At 72.1% G+C, this 17,832-nt stretch carries 14 protein-coding genes and 2 pseudogenes; 11 read left to right on the top strand and 5 right to left on the bottom strand.

All coding sequences use genetic code 11. The features are described from left to right. From MCAG_RS34705 to MCAG_RS13000, 8 genes and pseudogenes are all read left to right on the top strand, one after another. Window positions 1-722, top strand: a pseudogene (locus MCAG_RS34705) (DNA polymerase III subunit gamma and tau); the annotation flags it as partial. Between the two features lie 111 nt (window positions 723-833). Further along, window positions 834-1,142, top strand: coding sequence for a YbaB/EbfC family nucleoid-associated protein (locus MCAG_RS13030; protein WP_036373303.1), 309 nt, complete (start codon window positions 834-836; stop codon window positions 1,140-1,142). A 15-nt stretch (window positions 1,143-1,157) separates the two neighbouring features. Beyond that, window positions 1,158-1,751, top strand: a complete 594-nt coding sequence (gene recR / locus MCAG_RS13025) for a recombination mediator RecR (RefSeq protein WP_007073440.1) — start codon at window positions 1,158-1,160, stop codon at window positions 1,749-1,751. Window positions 1,752-1,986: 235 nt separating this feature from the next. Beyond that, window positions 1,987-3,651, top strand: coding sequence for an ABC transporter substrate-binding protein (locus MCAG_RS13020; protein WP_007073439.1), 1,665 nt, complete (start codon window positions 1,987-1,989; stop codon window positions 3,649-3,651). Window positions 3,652-3,728: 77 nt separating this feature from the next. After that, entirely contained in the window at window positions 3,729-4,733 is a 1,005-nt protein-coding gene (locus tag MCAG_RS13015) for an ABC transporter permease (RefSeq protein WP_007073438.1), read from the top strand. After that, window positions 4,730-5,692: an ABC transporter permease gene (locus tag MCAG_RS13010; protein WP_007073437.1), complete on the top strand. Its 963-nt coding sequence runs from the start codon at window positions 4,730-4,732 to the stop codon at window positions 5,690-5,692. The genes MCAG_RS13015 and MCAG_RS13010 overlap by 4 nt, the downstream gene beginning before the upstream one ends. Window positions 5,693-5,761: 69 nt before the next feature. Continuing rightward, a complete protein-coding gene (locus tag MCAG_RS13005) occupies window positions 5,762-6,868 on the top strand; it encodes an ABC transporter ATP-binding protein (RefSeq protein ID WP_007073436.1) in 1,107 nt (368 codons plus the stop codon). After that, window positions 6,865-7,968 (top strand): ABC transporter ATP-binding protein, encoded by a 1,104-nt coding sequence (locus MCAG_RS13000; protein ID WP_007073435.1) that lies wholly within the window; start codon window positions 6,865-6,867, stop codon window positions 7,966-7,968. The genes MCAG_RS13005 and MCAG_RS13000 overlap by 4 nt, the downstream gene beginning before the upstream one ends. 101 nt (window positions 7,969-8,069) lie before the next feature. On the opposite strand, the gene MCAG_RS12995 is transcribed toward MCAG_RS13000, so the two are convergent. Together MCAG_RS12995 and MCAG_RS12990 are read right to left on the bottom strand one after the other, a co-directional pair. After that, window positions 8,070-8,423: a hypothetical protein gene (locus MCAG_RS12995; protein WP_036373300.1), complete on the bottom strand. Its 354-nt coding sequence runs from the start codon at window positions 8,421-8,423 to the stop codon at window positions 8,070-8,072. After that, window positions 8,405-9,037: an HNH endonuclease family protein gene (locus MCAG_RS12990; protein WP_007073433.1), complete on the bottom strand. Its 633-nt coding sequence runs from the start codon at window positions 9,035-9,037 to the stop codon at window positions 8,405-8,407. The genes MCAG_RS12995 and MCAG_RS12990 overlap by 19 nt, the downstream gene beginning before the upstream one ends. Before the next feature lie 184 nt (window positions 9,038-9,221). Here MCAG_RS12990 and MCAG_RS12985 point away from each other — a divergent pair, with 184 nt between their 5' ends. Beyond that, window positions 9,222-10,643, top strand: coding sequence for an MFS transporter (locus MCAG_RS12985; RefSeq protein WP_198141739.1), 1,422 nt, complete (start codon window positions 9,222-9,224; stop codon window positions 10,641-10,643). A gap of 52 nt (window positions 10,644-10,695) precedes the next feature. On the opposite strand, the gene leuA is transcribed toward MCAG_RS12985, so the two are convergent. After that, window positions 10,696-12,444 (bottom strand): 2-isopropylmalate synthase, encoded by a 1,749-nt coding sequence (leuA, locus tag MCAG_RS12980; RefSeq protein WP_007073431.1) that lies wholly within the window; start codon window positions 12,442-12,444, stop codon window positions 10,696-10,698. 372 nt (window positions 12,445-12,816) lie between these two features. Beyond that, window positions 12,817-13,302, bottom strand: a complete 486-nt coding sequence (locus tag MCAG_RS34700) for a hypothetical protein (RefSeq protein ID WP_232290146.1) — start codon at window positions 13,300-13,302, stop codon at window positions 12,817-12,819. A 570-nt stretch (window positions 13,303-13,872) separates the two neighbouring features. Here MCAG_RS34700 and MCAG_RS12970 point away from each other — a divergent pair. Beyond that, complete coding sequence (locus MCAG_RS12970; protein ID WP_007073429.1) at window positions 13,873-15,138, top strand: aspartate kinase; 1,266 nt, start codon at window positions 13,873-13,875, stop codon at window positions 15,136-15,138. 4 nt (window positions 15,139-15,142) lie between these two features. Beyond that, window positions 15,143-16,204, top strand: coding sequence for an aspartate-semialdehyde dehydrogenase (locus MCAG_RS12965; protein ID WP_007073428.1), 1,062 nt, complete (start codon window positions 15,143-15,145; stop codon window positions 16,202-16,204). A 22-nt stretch (window positions 16,205-16,226) separates the two neighbouring features. Here the strand turns inward: MCAG_RS12965 and MCAG_RS12960 are convergent. After that, window positions 16,227-17,605: pseudogene (locus MCAG_RS12960) on the bottom strand (diguanylate cyclase). Window positions 17,606-17,832 lie beyond the last annotated feature (227 nt).

Raw genomic sequence — 17,832 nt, 5'->3', positions numbered from 1 at the left:
CGGGCCGGCCCGCCCGTCGCCCGGCGCTGCGGCTTGTTTCCTCCGGCGAGTCGGCCAGCGGTACCGGTGCCATCGGCGGCGGCGACGAGGAGTGGCCCGAGCCGGCTCGTCCCGGTGGGGCCGCGACCGCCCCGGCGGAGGAGGATTGGCCGGCTGCGGCCCGCCCGGGTGGGGTCGGCCCCGCCGTCTCGCCGTCGGTCGCCGTCGCGCCTGGTGGGCCCGCCCCGGCCGCCGCAGCGCGTGACGCCGGCCAGGCGACGCCGGCCAACGGTGCCGCCGTCGCCCCCGCGGGCAAGGGTGCCGCCGGCAGCGGCCCCTCGGCGAACCGGGCCGGCGGTAACGGCAATGGTGCGGCGGGTAACGGTGCCGGCGGTAACGGTGCCGGCGGCGGCGCGCCGGTCAGCAGCGCCCTCGCCGCCGCGCGGGCGGCGGCGGCCGGCCGGGGTCCGCGTACCCAGAATGGGGTCCGCAAGACCGCGGACGCCGACTGGGCGGGCGAGCCGCCCTACGACCCGGACTACGACGGGCCGGTGCGCGGCGGTGGCCGTCCGGGCCCGGCGGCGGTGGCCGCCCCGGCCTACGAGGGCTTCGACCCGGGCGACGAGCCGCTCGACGAGGTGATCGACGAGCGGACCGCCCGGCAGTCCAGCGAGGAGCAGGCGGTGCAGTTACTCCGGGAGGTGTTCGGGGCGGAGAAGATCGACGAGGTGGACGCCCGCTGACGCGGGCGTCGCCCGTGCCAGGCAACACCTCGCGTCCCGGTTAGGCTGGGCGCGGCCGAGCAGACGAGTGCGAGAAGGAGCCATTCCGTGCGCCCAGGTGGACAGCCGAACATGCAGCAGATGCTGAAGCAGGCGCAGAAGATGCAGCAGCAGATCGCCAAGGCCCAGGCCGAGCTGGCCGAGGCCGAGGTGACCGGCACCGCCGGGGGCGGCCTGGTCACGGCGACGGTTTCCGGCTCCGGCGACGTCAAGAGCATCAAGATCGACCCGAAGGCGGTCGACCCGGAGGACGTGGAGACGCTGGAGGACCTGGTGGTCGCCGCGCTGCACAACGCCGCCGAGGCGGCCCGGGCGCTGACGGAGCAGAAGATGGGCCCGGTCGCGGGTGGGATGGGCGGCCTCGGCCTGCCCGGTTTCTGAGCCCGGCCGACGCAGATGTACGAAGGTGCCATCCAGGATCTGATCGACGAGCTGGGGCGGCTGCCGGGCGTGGGCCCGAAGAGCGCGCAGCGGATCGCCTTCCACGTCCTGTCGGCCGACCCGGCCGACATCAACCGGCTGGCCGGCGCGCTGCGCAAGGTCAAGGACCTGGTGCGCTTCTGCACCACCTGCTACAACGTCGCCGAGTCCGAGCAGTGCCGGATCTGCCGCGACCCGCGGCGGGGCGACGAGGTGCTCTGCGTGGTCGAGGAGCCCAAGGACGTGGTGGCGATCGAGCGTACGGGTGAGTTCCGGGGGCGCTACCACGTGCTCGGCGGCGCGATCAATCCGCTGGAGGGGATCGGGCCGGACAACCTGCGCATCCGGGAGCTGATGACTCGGCTGAGCGGCGGCGCGGTGCGTGAGCTGATTCTCGCCACCGACCCGAACACCGAGGGTGAGGCGACGGCGACGTACCTGGCGCTGATGGTCAAGCCGATGGGCATCTCGGTGACCCGGCTGGCCAGCGGCCTGCCGGTGGGCGGCGACCTGGAGTACGCCGACGAGATCACCCTCGGCCGCGCGTTCGAGGGGCGTCGGGCGGTCTGACACCAGGTGCCCTCAAGGGCGGGTGAGACGTAACAGTTTGGCATCGCGCCCTCGGATCATTCCGCGAAACACGCATTTCGCCTTCGATTCTTCGGCCGCATCGCGACTGGGACACGATCCGATACCAACCCGTACCCGGCCAGTTTCGGGGCGGTCCGAACGGGGGCTATGGTCACGCCCATCGGTGACCCTGTCACCACGTTGTCCGTATCCCCAAGGACGAGGTGAAGCACCCATGCGTGCACCCAGGCCGAAGGTCGCTGTCGCGGCCGTCGCTGTCGCGGCCCTCGCGGTAGCAGGCTGCGCCGAGAGCAACCGCGACGACAACTCCGGCGGTAGCAAGAAGGACACCATGGTCTTCGGCGTGGCCGGCGACCCGAAGGTCCTCGACCCCAGCTTCGCCAGCGACGGCGAGTCGCTGCGCGTGGCGCGCCAGGTCTTCGAGACCCTGGTCCGGCCGGAGGAGGGTGGCACCAAGGTCACCCCGGGGCTGGCCGAGTCCTGGACCCCGGACGCCGCCGGTACCACCTGGACGTTCAAGCTGCGTTCCGGCGTGAAGTTCCACGACGGCACCGACTTCAACGCCGAGGCCGTCTGCGCCAACTTCGACCGCTGGTACAACGCCAAGGGCCTCATGCAGAGCCCGGACGTGACCGCGTACTGGCAGGACGTCATGGGCGGCTTCGCCAAGAACGAGGACCCGGAGCTGCCGCCGAGCCTCTTCAAGTCCTGCACCGCCAAGGACGCCACCACTGTGGACCTGACGTTCACCCGGGTCTCCAGCAAGATCCCGGCCGCGCTGATGCTGCCCTCGTTCTCCATTCACAGCCCGAAGGCGCTGCAGCAGTACGACGCCAGCAACGTCGGCGGCACCGCCGAGGACATCAAGTACCCGCCGTACGCGATGGAGCACCCCACCGGCACCGGCCCGTTCAAGTTCAAGTCCTGGGACGTCGCCAACAAGACGCTCACCATCGAGCGCAACGACGAATACTCCGGCACCAAGGCCAAGCTGAAGACCATCATCTTCAAGACGATCTCCGACGAGAACGCGCGCAAGCAGGCGCTGCGCTCCGGCGACATCCAGGGGTACGACCTGGTCGGCCCGGCCGACGTCGAGCCGCTGAAGACCGAGGGCTTCAACGTCCTCACCCGCCCGGCGTTCAACATCCTCTACCTGGCCATCAACCAGAAGGGGAACCCCAAGCTGGCCGACCTCAAGGTCCGCCAGGCGATCGCGCACGCGCTCAACCGTCAGGCGCTGGTCGACTCGAAGCTGCCCCCGGGCGCCAAGGTCGCACTGAACTTCATGCCCGACACCGTCGAGGGCTGGAACGGCGAGGTCACCAAGTACGACTACAACCCGGAGAAGGCCAAGGCGCTGCTGGCCGAGGCCGGCGCGTCGAACCTGACCCTGAGGTTCCACTACCCGACCGAGGTCACCCGGCCGTACATGCCGAACCCGAAGGACATCTTCGAGCTGCTCTCGGCGGACCTCAAGGCGGTCGGCATCAACGTCGAGGCCATCCCGCTGAAGTGGAGCCCGGACTACCTGAACGCCACCACCTCCGGGAGCAAGCACGACCTGCACTTCCTCGGCTGGACCGGTGACTACGGCGACGCCTACAACTTCATTGGCACCTTCTTCGACCGGCCGAAGGACGAGTGGGGCTTCAACAACGCCCAGCTCTTCGCCCAGTTCAAGGACGCCGACACCACCGCCGACCAGGCGGCCCGGGTGGAGAAGTACAAGGCCCTCAACAAGGCGGTCATGGACCTCCTGCCGGGTGTGCCGATCTCGCACTCGCCGCCGGCGATCGTGTTCGGCAAGGACGTGACCGGGATCAAGGCGAGCCCGCTCACCGACGAGCGGTACGCCACCGCCGAGTTCAAGTCCTGACCTGACGCAAGGAACGCGGGCGGGCGCCGTTACCCACGGCGCCCGCCCGTATCCCTCCGCACCCCTCCGAGGCCGCCGTGTTCCGGTTCATCGTCAGACGCCTGCTCCAGCTGATACCGACGCTGTTCGGGCTCTCCCTCCTGCTGTTCATCTGGCTGCGCCGGCTGCCGGGCGGCCCCGAGACGGCCATCCTCGGCGAGCGCGGCACACCGGAGATGCGCGCGGCCATTCGCCGCAACCTCGGCCTCGACGAGCCGATCCTGATCCAGTACGGCCGGTTCGTCCGGCGACTGATCAAACTGGACCTGGGCACCTCGACCTCCACCAAGCGCCCGGTCGTCACCGAGTTCTTCGAACGGTTCCCCGGCACCGTCGAGTTGACCGTGATGGCCATGATCATCGCTATCGGGATCGGCATCCCGCTGGGCTACCTGGCCGCCCGCCGCCGGGGCCGGCTGTTCGACCACCTGTCGGTCGGCGGCTCGCTGATCGGCATCTGCATCCCGGTCTTCTTCCTCGCGTACGTGCTCAAGGCGATCTTCTCGGAGAACCTCGGCTGGTTCCCGTCCAGCGGCCGGCAGGACCCGACCCTCGGAGCGACCCGGATCACCAACTTCTTCGTCCTCGACGGGCTGCTGACCCGGGAGTGGGACGCCGCCGCCGACGCGCTATGGCACCTGGTGCTGCCGGGCCTCGCGCTGGCGAGCATCCCCCTGGCCATCATCGTCCGGATCACCCGGGCCAGCGTGCTGGAGGTGCTCAACGAGGACTTCGTCCGCACCGCCGAGGCCAAGGGCCTGACCGAGTCGACGGTCCGCCGCCGGCACGTGCTGCGTAACGCCATGCTCCCCGTGGTCACCTCGATCGGTTTGCTCACCGGCGGCCTGCTCTCCGGCGCGGTGCTGACCGAGACCGTCTTCGCCTTCAGCGGCATCGGGGCGTTCGTCGCCGAGGCGATCAGTCAGCGCGACTACCCCGTGCTGATGGGCTTCATCCTGATCATCGCGGTGGTGTACGTGCTGGTGAACCTCCTGGTGGACCTCTCCTACAGCGTGATCGACCCGAGGGTGAGGGTGCGATGACGAGCATCACCGGCAAGAAGCGCGAGAAGATCGACCGGCTCGCCGAGCTGGCCGCCCGGGACGACGAGCGCGGCGTGAGCCTCTGGCGGGAGGCGTTCCGCCGGCTGCGGCGCAACCCGGCCGCGATCGTCGGCGCGGTGATCCTGGCCCTGTTCCTGCTGATCGCCATCGTCGGCCCGTTCCTCGTCCCGTACCCGGCGGACGCCCAGCTCTGGAAGGGCGAGATCCGGGACAACATCGGCTACTTCCCGGGCCCCCGCGCCGACAACTGGTTCGGCGTCGACCACATCGGCCGCGACGAGTTCAGCCGGATGATCGTCGGTGCCCGGCAGACCCTGCTGGTCGGCGTGGTCTCCACGCTGATCGGCCTGGCCGTCGGGTCGCTCATCGGCGGCATCGCCGGGGCCAGCGCCGGCCTCGGCGGCAAGTGGGGCCGGGCCGTCGACAACGCCCTCATGCGCTTCGTCGACATGCTGCTGGCCATGCCGAGCCTGCTGCTGGCGATCAGCATCGCCGCGCTGCTCGGTGCAGGCCTCACCACGGTCATGATCGCGGTCGGCGTGGTCTCCGTGCCGGTCTTCGCCCGACTGCTGCGCGGGTCGATGATCTCCCAGGCCAACAGCGACTACGTGCTCGCCGCGACGTCGCTGGGCGTGCGGAAGCCGAAGATCGCGCTGACCCACGTGGTGCCGAACTCGCTCGCCCCGGTGATCGTCCAGGCCACACTGACCCTGGCCACCGCGATCATCGAGGCCGCGGCGCTGTCGTTCCTCGGCCTGGGCAACAACGACGCGTCCATCCCGGAGTGGGGCGTGATGCTCGCCGACGCGCAGCGCTACCTCGACGCCGCGCCCCGGCTCGCCGTCCTGCCCGCCCTCGCCATCATCGTGACCGCGCTCGGCTTCACCCTGCTCGGCGAGGCGATGCGCGAGGCCCTCGACCCGAAGCTGCGGAAGTAGGTCGGCGCTCGTGAGCGCAGCGCGAGAAGTGAGCCCGCGAGCCCCGCAGTCGCGAACGGAAGGCCGATAATGGCACTGCTCGAAGTGGACGATCTCTCCGTCACCTTCGCCCGGCGCGGTCAGCGCACCGTGCACGCCGTCGACGGGGTTTCCTTCTCCGTCGACGCGGGCGAGGTGGTCGGCCTCGTCGGCGAGTCCGGCTGTGGCAAGAGCGTCACGTCGCTGGCCATCATGGGCCTGCTGCCCAAGCAGCCCGGCCTGCGGGTCGGCGGCAAGGCCGTCTTCGACGGCACGGACCTGCTCCAGCTCGACGACCGGTCCCGGCGCGACATCCGGGGCCGGGACGTCGCGATGATCTTCCAGGATCCGCTCTCCTCGCTGAACCCGGTGATCCCGATCGGATTGCAGGTGACCGAGGTGCTCACCCGGCACCGGGGGATGAAGGGGGAGGCGGCCCGGAAGGAGGCCGCCGCCCTCCTCGACCGGGTCGGTATCCCCGACCCCCGCCGCCGGCTCAAGGAGTACCCGCACCAGCTCTCCGGCGGCATGCGGCAGCGCGCCCTGATCGCCATGGCGGTGGCCTGCCGGCCCCGGCTGCTGATCGCCGACGAGCCGACCACCGCGCTCGACGTCACCATCCAGGCGCAGATCCTGGAGCTGCTCAAGGAACTGGTCCGGGACTCCGGCACCGCGCTCGTGATGATCACCCACGACCTGGGAGTGGTCGCCGGCATGTGCGACACGATCAACGTGCTGTACGCCGGTCGGGTGGTGGAGACCGCCCGCCGCCGCCCGCTGTTCCGGCAGCCGCGCCACCCGTACACCGTGGGGTTGCTCGGCTCGGTGCCGCGCCTGGACGCGGGGCGCGGCGAACGGCTCAACCCCATCCCCGGCTCGGTCCGGGACGTGCTGACCTGGCCGGACGGCTGCGCCTTCGCCCCGCGCTGCACACGCCGGGTCGACGAGTGCGTGGGGGAGCCGCCAGAGCTCGTGCTCACCCACGACGGCCGCAGCTACCGGTGCGTCAACCCGGCCCCGGTTCCCGGCACGCCGCCCCCGCAAGCCACCACCACCGCGTCGACCGGTGCCGCGGACGATGCCGCCGCGTCGACCGGTGCCGCGGACGGTGCCACCGCCGGCCCGGTGCCCGCACCGCGCGAGGAGGAGAAGCCGTGACCGAGAGCGACATCCTCGTCGAGGTCCGCGACCTGAAGGTGCACTTCCCGATCAAGCGGGGGCTGATCCTCGACCGGGTGGTCGGCCACGTCAAGGCGGTCGACGGTGTCGACCTGAGCATCCCGCGCGGAAAGACGTACGGGCTGGTCGGCGAGTCCGGCTGCGGCAAGTCGACGCTCGGCCGGGCGCTGCTCCAGCTCAATCCGCCCACCAGCGGGGAGGTCCGCTTCGACGGCGTCGAGCTGACCACGCTGCCGGCCGGGAAGCTGCGCACCATGCGCCGCCGGATGCAGATGATCTTCCAGGACCCGATGTCGAGCCTCGACCCCCGGCAGAACGTCGAGTCGATCCTGACCGAGGGGTTGCAGACCCACGGCATCGGCGCCGACCGGGACGACCGGCGGCGGATCATCGGCGAGACCCTCGACGCCGTGGGGCTGCCCCGGTGGGCGCTGTCCCGTTACCCGCACGAGTTCTCCGGCGGCCAGCGGCAGCGCATCGGCATCGCCCGGGCCCTGGTGCTCGGCCCCGAGCTGATCGTCGCCGACGAGCCGGTCTCCGCCCTGGACGTCTCCATCCAGGCCCAGGTGGTGAACCTGCTCGACGAACTCCAGGACAACCTCGGCCTGACGTACCTGGTGATCGCGCACGACCTCGCCGTGGTCAAGCACATCTCCGACGTGGTCGGCGTGATGTACCTGGGCGCGCTGGTCGAGGAGGCGCCGAGCGACCGGCTCTACAGCGAGCCGCTGCACCCGTACACCCGGGCGCTCATGTCGGCCGTGCCGGTGCCGGACCCGGACGTGGAGGACCGCCGGGAACGCATCCTGCTCGCCGGCGACCTGCCCTCGCCGGCCAACCCGCCGTCGGGCTGCCGGTTTCACACCCGCTGCCCGTGGGCCCAGCCGACCCGCTGCGCCGACGAGCGGCCGGCGCTGCGGGAGATCGGCGGCAGCCGGGTCGCCTGCCACTTCGCGGAGCGGATCGCCACCGGTGAGCTGCGCCCGCACAAGGTGAGCGCCCAGATCGTCCGGCCCGAAGGCGAGGGCGAGGACCCCGCCGTCGTCTCCGCCCCGACCGAGCCCGGCTCGTACGTGTGAGGTGCAAGGAGGGGCCCCCTGTTAACGCATCCGGTATAGCAGGGGACCCCTGTTAACGCCTGCGTGTCGACGCCCGCGGGGCCGGTCAGCCCTCCGGACGCTCAGCCCTCGGGGCGGTGGAGCAGGCCGACGGCGATCGCGTGCACGGCGTCCAGCCCGGCCGGGTCGGCCAGCGGGGCCCGCCCGCCGGTGACCGCGTACCACTCGTCGGCCTCCCGGTACTGCACACGCAGGGCGACCTGGCCGTTCGCGTACTCGGTGCGCAGGGTCAGCTCGCCGGTCACCACGCCGACCTCGTCGGTCATCACGCCGCCGGGGCCGGGCACGATGTCGGCGGTACGGCTCAGCGCCCCGCCGCCCGAGGCTCCCGCGTCCGCGTCGCCATTGGCGCCCGCGCCCGATGTCTGCTTCGGGGCCGGTGCCGCCCCGGCCTCCGTCACGGCGTGCTCGGCCATGTGCAGCCCTCCAACATGTCGGCCAGGGCGGCCTTCTCGGCACTGGTCACCGTTAGCCGCCAGTGATGCTTGACCGTCACCCAGTCCTCGGCGTACTGGCACCAGTACGACCGGTTCGCCGGTTTCCACTGGGACGGGTCCTGGTCACCCTTTGCCCGGTTGGAGGAGGCGGAAACGGCGATGAGCTGCGGTCTTGTGAGATCGTTGGCGAAGTCACCCCGCTTGGCGTCGTCCCACTCGTCGGCACCCGAGCGCCACGCGTTGGCCAGCGGGACGATGTGGTCGATGTCCACGTCGGAGGGGTCGGTGAACGTCCGCCCGTCGTACACGCTCTCCCAACGGCCGGCGACCACGTTGCACCCGGAGAGTCGGATGTCCTTGCCGTCGCGTTTCAGCACGCTGTCGCGTACGTCGCAGTTCTTGCCGGTGTCCCGCCAGTGCGGGAAGTGGTCGCGGCTGTAGCCCTTCATCGACCCCGCGCTCGCCACGGTGAGCTGGTCGAGCCTGTCGCCGACGTTGCCGCCGCCGCTCGGCGGGGCCTGTGGCTCGTCGACCGCCGTGCAGCCGGCCGCCGCGACGGTGAGCGCCGCGGCGAGCGCGGCGGCCACGGCCACGCGACGTCCTGATCTGGTACGCACAGACGACACCTCTCCAGCTTGCGGGCTTCCGGCGATTGCGCACAGTACCCCGGCACCGTTTCCATGATTCGTGGCGTCCGGCAAATCGACCGGAGGAACACTGGTACCCGTGACCACACCCGCACCCGCGTCCGTGCCCGCGTCCGTGCCCGCGCTCCGGATGGGCACTCCCGCCGGCCGGGGCACACTGCTCGCCGCCATCCTCGCCTCCGGCATGGTGTTCCTGGACAGCACGGTGGTCAACGTCGCGCTGCCCCGCCTCGGTGCGGACCTCGACGCCACCGTGGCCGGTCTTCAGTGGACCGTCAACGGGTACCTGTTGATGCTGGCCGCGTTCGTGCTGCTCGGCGGGGCGCTCGGCGATCGCTTCGGGCGGCGGCGGATCTTCCTCTTCGGGGTGGTCTGGTTCGCCGTCGCGTCGGCGCTGTGCGGCCTCGCCCAGGGCACCGGCTGGCTGGTCGCGGCCCGGTTCCTTCAGGGCGCCGGTGGCGCGCTGCTCACCCCCGGCTCGCTGTCGGTGCTCCAGTCCAGCTTCCACCCCGACGACCGGGGACGGGCGATCGGCACCTGGTCCGGGCTGGCCGGGGTCTCCACCGCGCTCGGCCCGTTCGTCGGTGGCTGGCTGATCGACGCCCTGTCCTGGCGGTGGATCTTCTTCATCAACCTGCCGCTGGCCGTGCCGGTCGTGCTCGCCGCGCTGCGCTGGGCGCCGGAGAGCCGCGACGTCGACGTCTCGCGTACCGGATCGGGCCGGCGGCGGTTCGACGTGGCCGGCGCGCTGCTCGGCGCGCTCGGTCTGGGCGGCGTGACGTACGCCCTGATCGACGCCCCGGCCCGTGGCGTGACCTCGTCGCCGGTGCTGGCATCGGCGCTGGTCGGTGTGCTCGCCGCCGTGGCGTTCGTGCTGGTGGAACGCCGCCGGGGCGACGCCGCGATGCTTCCCACCGGGCTGTTCGGCAGCCGGATCTTCTCGGTGCTGAACGTCTTCACCGTGGTGGTGTACGCGGCGCTCGGCGGGTTCACCTTCTTCCTCGCCGTCTACCTGCAGAACGTCGTCGGCTGGTCCGCCCTGCTCACCGGCCTGGCCACCGTGCCGATGACGGTGCTGCTGCTGGTCGGCTCGTCGCGTGCCGGCGCGCTGTCGGCCCGGATCGGCCCCCGGCTGCCGCTGACCGTCGGGCCGGTCGTGGCCGCGCTCGGCCTGCTGCTGCTGCGCGGGGTGGGGCCGGGCGCGTCGTACTGGACGGACGTGCTGCCGGGGGTGACTCTCTTCGGCGTCGGCCTGACCCTCGTGGTGGCCCCGCTGACCGCCTCGGTGCTGGCCGCCGTGGCGGACCGGTTCGCCGGGGTGGCCAGTGGGTTCAACAACGCCGCGTCCCGGGCCGGCGGCCTGCTCGCGGTGGCCGCGCTGCCCCTGCTGGTCGGTCTGAGCGGCACCGGGTACGAGCAGGCGGGGGCCCTGACCGACGCGTTCCGGGGGGCGATGCTCTGGTGCGCGGGCGGGCTGCTGGCGGGCGCGGCGATGGCCGGGCTGCTCATCCACCGTCCGCCCCGCGGTGACGCCCACCGTGGCGCTGGTTAGGAAGGGCCCCCTGCTATACCGAAAGCGTTAACAGGGGGCCCTTCCTTACACCTCAGGCGTGGGCGCGGTTGACGGCGCTGGTGACCGCCTTCACGGAGGCGGTCACGATGTTCGCGTCCACCCCGACGCCCCACACGGTGCGGCCGTCGACCTCGCACTCGACGTACGCGGCGGCCTGCGCGTCCCCGCCGGAGGAGAGCGCGTGCTCGTGGTAGTCGAGCACCCGTACGGCCACGCCCACCGACTCCAGCGCGTTGACGTACGCGTCGATGGGGCCGTTGCCGACCGCGGCGAGCAACCGGGCGTCCTGCCCGCCGACGCCCACCCGGGCCTCGATCTCGACCTTGCCGTCGATGGTGCTGATGGCGTAACTGGCCAGCGTCACCGTCGGGTCGGCCTGGTGGTCGATCAGGTAGTGCCCGGCGAAGATGTCCCACATGGTGCCGGGGTCGACCTCGCCACCACCGTGGTCGGTGACCTGCTGGACAACGCCGGAGAACTCGATCTGGAGCCGGCGGGGCAGGTCGAGCTGGTGCTCGCTCTTCATGATGTACGCGACGCCGCCCTTGCCGGACTGCGAGTTGACCCGGATGACCGCCTCGTAGGTGCGGCCCAGGTCCTTCGGGTCGATCGGCAGGTAGGGCACGGCCCAGGCGTACTCGTCGACCGGCACCCCGGCCGCCGCCGCGTCGGCGTGCAGGGCGTCGAAGCCCTTCTTGATCGCGTCCTGGTGCGAGCCGGAGAAGGCGGTGTAGACCAGGTCGCCCGCGTACGGGTGGCGCTCGTGCACCGGGAGCTGGTTGCAGTACTCGACGGCCCGCTTGACCTCGTCGATGTTCGAGAAGTCGATCATCGGGTCGATGCCCTGGGAGAACAGGTTCAGCCCCAGCGTCACCAGGTCGACGTTGCCCGTGCGCTCGCCGTTGCCGAACAGGCAGCCCTCGATCCGGTCGGCGCCGGCCAGCAGCCCCAGCTCGGCGGCGGCCACGCCGGTGCCCCGGTCGTTGTGCGGGTGCAGGCTCAGCACCAGGCTGTCCCGGCGGGGCAGGCGGCGGTGCATCCACTCGATCGAGTCGGCGTACACGTTCGGCGTGGCCATCTCGACGGTCGCCGGCAGGTTGATGATCAGCTTGCGGTCCGGCGTCGGGTCGATCACGTCGATCACCGCCGTGCAGACCTCCAGCGCGTACTCCAGCTCGGTGCCGGTGTACGACTCCGGGGAGTATTCGTAATAGATCTCGGTGTCCGGGGTGTGGATCTCCGCGTACTTCTGGCAGAGCCGCGCGCCACTGGTGGCGATGTCGGTGACGCCGTCGCGGTCCAGCCCGAAGACCACCCGACGCTGGAGGGTGGAGGTCGAGTTGTAGAAGTGCACGATGGCGCGTTTCGCGCCGCGCAGCGACTCGAACGTCCGGTCGATCAGGTGCTCCCGGCACTGGGTGAGCACCTGGATGGTCACGTCGTCCGGGATCAGGTCCTGCTCGATGATCTGCCGGACGAAGTCGTAGTCGGCCTGGCTGGCCGACGGGAAGCCGACCTCGATCTCCTTGTAGCCCATCTGCACCAGCAGCTGGAACATCCGGCGCTTGCGCTCGGGGGACATCGGGTCGATCAGGGCCTGGTTACCGTCGCGCAGGTCCACGGCGCACCAGCGGGGCGCGGCCGCGACGTGCCGGGTCGGCCAGGCGCGGTCCGGCAGGTCGATCCGGAACTGCTGCTGGTACGGCTGGTAACGCTGGTACGGCATCCGGCTGGGGCGCTGCCGGGCGATCGGATCGGTGTCGGTGTCGGGTTGAGCCATGGCGGAGTGTTCCCCCTGAAACTGTGGCGTCAGCAATCGGAAGTTCGGCGACGCTGCCTCAGCGCGGCTGGGCCGGTGCGGCGACGGTGCCGGGGCCGGCGCGAGGCGCCGACGGGAGGTTCGGATCTGCTGGACGGCGCGCTTCGACTCCGCGACGAGGTGCCGGCCGGTCAGGCCCCGTCGCGGCGACCAAGGAGAAGGTACGCCCGCCACATGACAGAGTGACCCTACGTGATGGGACGGGGGGTGGGAAGGCCGGTCCGGACTTTGAGATCGGAGTCGCAGTGGGCGGACCCCGGGCGGCGGGGCCGCACGCCCGGGGCAGTCGAGCAACGGCGCGTTCGCCGTGGCCAGGAACGCGACCGGCGGGGGTCAGGGTGTCGCCGCGCCCGTGGGGGCCGACTCGTCCGGCTTCGGCTCAGGCTCTGGCGCGGCGACGCCGAGCGGCTCGCCGTCGGTCACCGGCCCGGGCAGCGCCACCGTGGCTGGCCCGGGCCCGGCCGGCCCGGCCAGGGTGAGCGTGCCGGCGGTGGTCCGCACGGCGGTCGGCGTGCCGTCGGGTGCGTAGCAGTAGATGCCGACGTCCAGCGGGGCGTTCAGCGAGGCCGAGGTCGTGTCGACCGAGTAGCAGGAGCCGCTCGCCCCCTGCGGTGGCCGGGCCGGGGAGACCGCGAGCGGGGCCCGCCGGTCGGTGAGCACCTCCAGCCAGTCGGTGAACGGGTGCTGCACCCGGGGGTCCAGCCGGCGCGGGACGGCGTCCGTCGGGTCGCCGAGGCGTACGCAGCTCGCTGGCTCCGGGCGACCGGCCGACGGCAGGCCGCACTGGAAGAGCCCGTCGGCGGTGGCGGCGAGCGACACTGTCCGCCGTACCGCCCAGCGCCCCGCCCGGGACGTCCACCCGCCAGGTGCCGTCGCCGGCGCTGGTGACCACGATCGCGCGGTCGGTGCCGTCGCCGTCGGCGAGGGTGTATCGGGCGACGAAGCTCCGGTCCTGAGCTGCCGCGGCCAGGGCGGCCAGCTCGTTCCGGGCGGCGTCGGCATCGGTGATGGCGGGCGCGGCGTCGCCGGGCGTCGGCGGGGCCGGTGTGGGGGCCGGATCGTCGGCGCAGGCGGCGAGCAGGGCCGGGAGGGCGAGCGCCACGACGCCGGTCAGGCGCCGGGCCGTGTGGAGGTGGGCGTGCACCGGGTCATTCTGCGGTGCGCCGGGCGCGCCGGTGACCCCGCCGACGCCGGTGCGGCCGGCGTGTCGCGTACCCCTCGGCGGGCTGGTCGGGGCGCGGCCGGGCCGGTGCGCGGGGGCCGGATGGTGGGATCACCTGACCCGGCCGTCTGGGCCGCCGGATACCCTGATGGGGTCTGACGAGCACCGCCGGCTGGTTCGCCGGCGGTGCGGCAGGGTCAAGGGACGCGGGGAGGGAGTGCACCGTCGTGGCACTCGTGGTGCAGAAGTACGGCGGATCCTCCGTCGCCAACGCCGAGCGGATCAAGCGGGTGGCCGAGCGCATCGTCGCCGCCCGCAAGGCCGGCGACGACGTGGTCGTGGTGGTCTCCGCGATGGGTGACACCACCGACGAGCTGCTGGACCTGGCCAACCAGGTGAGCCCGCTACCGCCGGGCCGCGAGCTGGACATGCTGCTCACCGCTGGCGAGCGGATCTCCATGGCGCTGTTGGCCATGGCCATCCACAACCTGGGGTACGAGGCGCGCTCGTTCACCGGCTCGCAGGCCGGTGTGATCACCACCTCCGTGCACGGCAAGGCGCGGATCATCGACGTCACCCCGGGGCGGCTCAAGGGCGCGCTCGACGAGGGCGCGGTAGTCATCGTCGCCGGCTTCCAGGGCGTCTCGCAGGACACCAAGGACGTCACCACGCTGGGGCGGGGCGGCTCGGACACCACGGCCGTGGCGCTCGCCGCCGCGCTGCACGCCGACGTCTGCGAGATCTACACCGACGTCGACGGCGTGTTCACCGCCGACCCCCGGATCGTGCCCAACGCCCGGCACATCCGGCACATCACCTACGAGGAGATGCTGGAGCTGGCCGCCTGCGGCGCGAAGGTGCTGCACCTGCGCAGCGTCGAGTACGCCCGGCGCGCGGGGTTGCCGATCCACGTCCGTTCGTCATACTCGACCAACACCGGCACGATGGTCACCGGATCGATGGAGGACCTTCCTGTGGAACAGGCACTGATCACCGGGGTCGCCCACGACCGCAGCGAGGCGAAGATCACGATCGTCGGGGTGCCGGACGAGCCGGGCGCCGCCGCGCGCATCTTCGACACCGTGGCCGGCGCGGAGATCAACATCGACATGATCGTGCAGAACGTCTCCACCGAGGGCACCGGCCGCACGGACATCTCGTTCACCCTGCCGAAGACCGACGGCCCGACCGCGATGGCCGCGCTCAGCAAGATCCAGGAGCAGGTCAAGTTCAAGGGCCTGCTCTACGACGACCACGTCGGCAAGGTCTCGCTCATCGGCGCGGGGATGCGGTCGCACCCGGGCGTCGCGGCCGGCTTCTTCGCCGCCCTCGGCTCTGCCGGCGTCAACATCGAGATGATCTCCACCTCGGAGATCCGGGTTTCCGTGGTCTGCCGGGACACCGACCTCGACAAGGCCGTCCGGGCCATCCACGACGCCTTCGAGCTGGGCGGCGACTCCGAGGCCGTCGTGTACGCGGGGACCGGGCGGTAACGCCGTGCCGTCGCTGCCCACCCTTGCCGTGGTCGGGGCGACCGGTGCCGTAGGCACCGTGATGTGCGAGCTGCTGTCGTCGCGGCGCAACGTCTGGGGCGAGATCCGGCTGCTCGCCTCCGAGCGGTCGGTCGGGCGGCGGGTGCGCTGCCGGGGCGAGGAGTTGACCGTCGGGGCGCTCACCCCGGAGGCGTTCGACGGCGTCGACGTGGCCATGTTCGACGTGCCCGACGAGGTCTCCGCCGAGTGGGCCCCGATCGCGGTGTCCCGGGGCGCGGTGGCGGTGGACAACTCCGGGGCGTTCCGGATGGACCGCGACGTCCCGCTGGTCGTCCCCGAGATCAACCCCGACCAGGTGCGCAACCGGCCGAAGGGGATCATCGCCAACGCCAACTGCACCACCCTCGCGATGATCGTGGCGATCGCCCCGCTGCACCGCGAGTACGGGCTGCGCGAGCTGGTCCTGGCGTCGTACCAGGCGGTCTCCGGGGCGGGGCAGGCGGGCGTGGACGCGCTGCACCTCCAGCTCGGCAAGATCGCCGGGGACCGGATGCTCGGCTCCCGCCCAGGCGACGTGCGGCAGGCGGTCGGCGACGAGCTGGGGCCGTTCCCGGCCCCGCTGGCGCTCAACGTGGTGCCCTGGGCCGGCTCGCTCGCCGACGGCGGGTGGTCGTCCGAGGAGCTGAAGATACGCAACGAGTCGCGCAAGATCCTCGGCCTGCCCGACCTGAAGGTCTCCGCGACCTGCGTGCGGGTGCCGGTGGTGACCGGCCACTCGGTGGCCGTACACGCCGTCTTCGCCACCGAGGTGGACGCCGAGGGCGCCCGCGAGGCGTTGCGCAACGCCCCCGGCGTGATCCTGGTCGACGACCCGGCCTCCGGGGAGTTCCCGATGCCGATCGACGCCGTGGGCACCGACCCGTCCTGGGTCGGCCGGATCCGCCGCGCCGTCGACGACCCGCGCGCCCTCGACCTGTTCGTCACAGGCGACAACCTCCGCAAGGGCGCGGCCCTGAACACGGCCCAGATCGCCGAGCTGCTCGCCAAGGAGCTCACCGCCCGCTGACCCTCCGGCTGGGCGCGGTCGCTCAGGCGGCGGCGAGGCGGACGCCGTCGCGGCCCTGGCGCTTGACCACGTACAGGGCCTGGTCGGCGCGGCGCAGGGTCTGCTCGGGCGACTCGCCCGGCCGGGGCAGGGCGACGCCGACGCTGATGGTGCGGCCCGTGACCCGGGCCGCCTCGGCCAGCCGCTCGCCGATGCGGATCGCCTCCTCGGGGCGGTTCACCTCGATCACGGCGACGAACTCGTCGCCGCCGATCCGGTACAACTCGTCGCCCTGGCGCAGCGCCGCCTCCAGCGCCCGGGCCAGCCCCACCAGCAGCCGGTCCCCGGCCTGGTGGCCGTACGTGTCGTTGACGGCCTTGAAGCCGTCCACGTCGATGGCCAGCAGCGCCGTACGCCCGGGCGTGGCCCGCGCGATCCGCTGCCCGAACGGCCCGGTGTGCCCCAGCCCGGTCAGCGGGTCGGAGCTGGCCTGCTCGCGCAGCCGGGCCAGGGTACGCAGCCGGTCCAGGCAGGTCCACGCCTGCCCGGCGAGCAACTCCATCAGGTTGACCGTGGTCGGGTCGGGCCGCAGCAACCGCTCGTCGGCCACCAGCAGCACCCCGCCGCCGTCCGGCGGCCCGACGGGCACCGCGACCAGGGTGCGCACCCCGGCGTCGGCGAGCGGCCGGTACTCCTCGGTCGGCGGGTGCCCCTGCTCGCCGAGGGTGTAGCCGGAGCCGTGCCGGTGGGCGCGGGCGACCATCCGGTGCAGGGCCGGCGCGCCCGCCTCGGCCAGCTCGGCCCGGATGCGGAACTCCAGCTCGCCCCGGCGCGCCGGGGCGGCGCGCCCAGCCGGGGGCTCGGCCCGTCGGTCAGCAGCAGCACGGCCGCGGAGAGGGTGGACACCTCCCGGGCCGCGCAGATGGCCGCGGTCATCAGGTCCCACTCGGTGGGGGCGGCGGTCAGCGCGGCGGCGTGCCGCAGCAGCTTCTCGCTGCGGCTCTCGGCGGGTGGGCCGCCCAGGGCGGTGATCCGGGCACCGAGCCGGGTGGCGACGCGGTTGGCGGTCTCCAGCCAAGGGCCCAACTCGACCGGGCCGGACCACTGGAGGTCGAGCACCCCGATCGGGCGGCCCGCCGGGTCGAGGACCGGCACGCAGACCTCGGCGGTCACGTCGGGGCGTACCGGGAGGTAGTCGGGGTCGGCGGCGACGTCTCCGACGATGGCGCTCTCGCCGGAGGCGTACACCCGGCCGACGATGCCAGCCTTCGGCGGGACGGTGGAGAAGACCTGCCAGGCGCCGGTGGCCGCGACGCAGCGGAGCCGGTCGTGCACCTGCAGCAGCACGGAGATGGTGGCCGGCGCGTACCGGGCCAGCGCGGCGACGGTCCACTGGCACGCCTCGACGGCGGTCGACGCCATCGGCAGGCGGACCGTGACGTCCCGGACGACCCGGTGGTGATCAACGCGCACGTGGTTCCTACAGGTGAGGGGGGAAGCCGTCCGGTCAAGCGTACTCACCGCAGCTCAGCAGGGCATCGATCAAGATCATCTTGTTCGTACACATGTGCTATCCACAGGCTGTGGACGAGGCTGTGGGGTGACCTCGCCGCCGATAGCCTGGAGGCACCGGTCGACTTGGAGGACGC

The organism is Micromonospora sp. ATCC 39149, from assembly GCF_000158815.1.
Taxonomy (GTDB): Bacteria; Actinomycetota; Actinomycetes; order Mycobacteriales; family Micromonosporaceae; genus Micromonospora.
Note: the sequence above shows the minus strand (reverse complement) of the source record. Positions and strands in the feature narration are given on the sequence as shown.

Excerpts from the sequence above, each read along its gene's own strand:
- MCAG_RS13030 (WP_036373303.1), top strand. The coding sequence starts at position 834 with ATGCAGCAGATGCTGAAGCAGGCGCAGAAGATGCAGCAGCAGATCGCC.
- MCAG_RS12995 (WP_036373300.1), bottom strand. The coding sequence starts at position 8,423 with ATGGCCGAGCACGCCGTGACGGAGGCCGGGGCGGCACCGGCCCCGAAG.
- MCAG_RS13010 (WP_007073437.1), top strand. The coding sequence starts at position 4,730 with ATGACGAGCATCACCGGCAAGAAGCGCGAGAAGATCGACCGGCTCGCC.
- MCAG_RS12985 (WP_198141739.1), top strand. The coding sequence starts at position 9,222 with ATGGGCACTCCCGCCGGCCGGGGCACACTGCTCGCCGCCATCCTCGCC.
- MCAG_RS13020 (WP_007073439.1), top strand. The coding sequence starts at position 1,987 with ATGCGTGCACCCAGGCCGAAGGTCGCTGTCGCGGCCGTCGCTGTCGCG.
- recR (WP_007073440.1), top strand. The coding sequence starts at position 1,158 with ATGTACGAAGGTGCCATCCAGGATCTGATCGACGAGCTGGGGCGGCTG.
- MCAG_RS13005 (WP_007073436.1), top strand. The coding sequence starts at position 5,762 with ATGGCACTGCTCGAAGTGGACGATCTCTCCGTCACCTTCGCCCGGCGC.
- leuA (WP_007073431.1), bottom strand. The coding sequence starts at position 12,444 with ATGGCTCAACCCGACACCGACACCGATCCGATCGCCCGGCAGCGCCCC.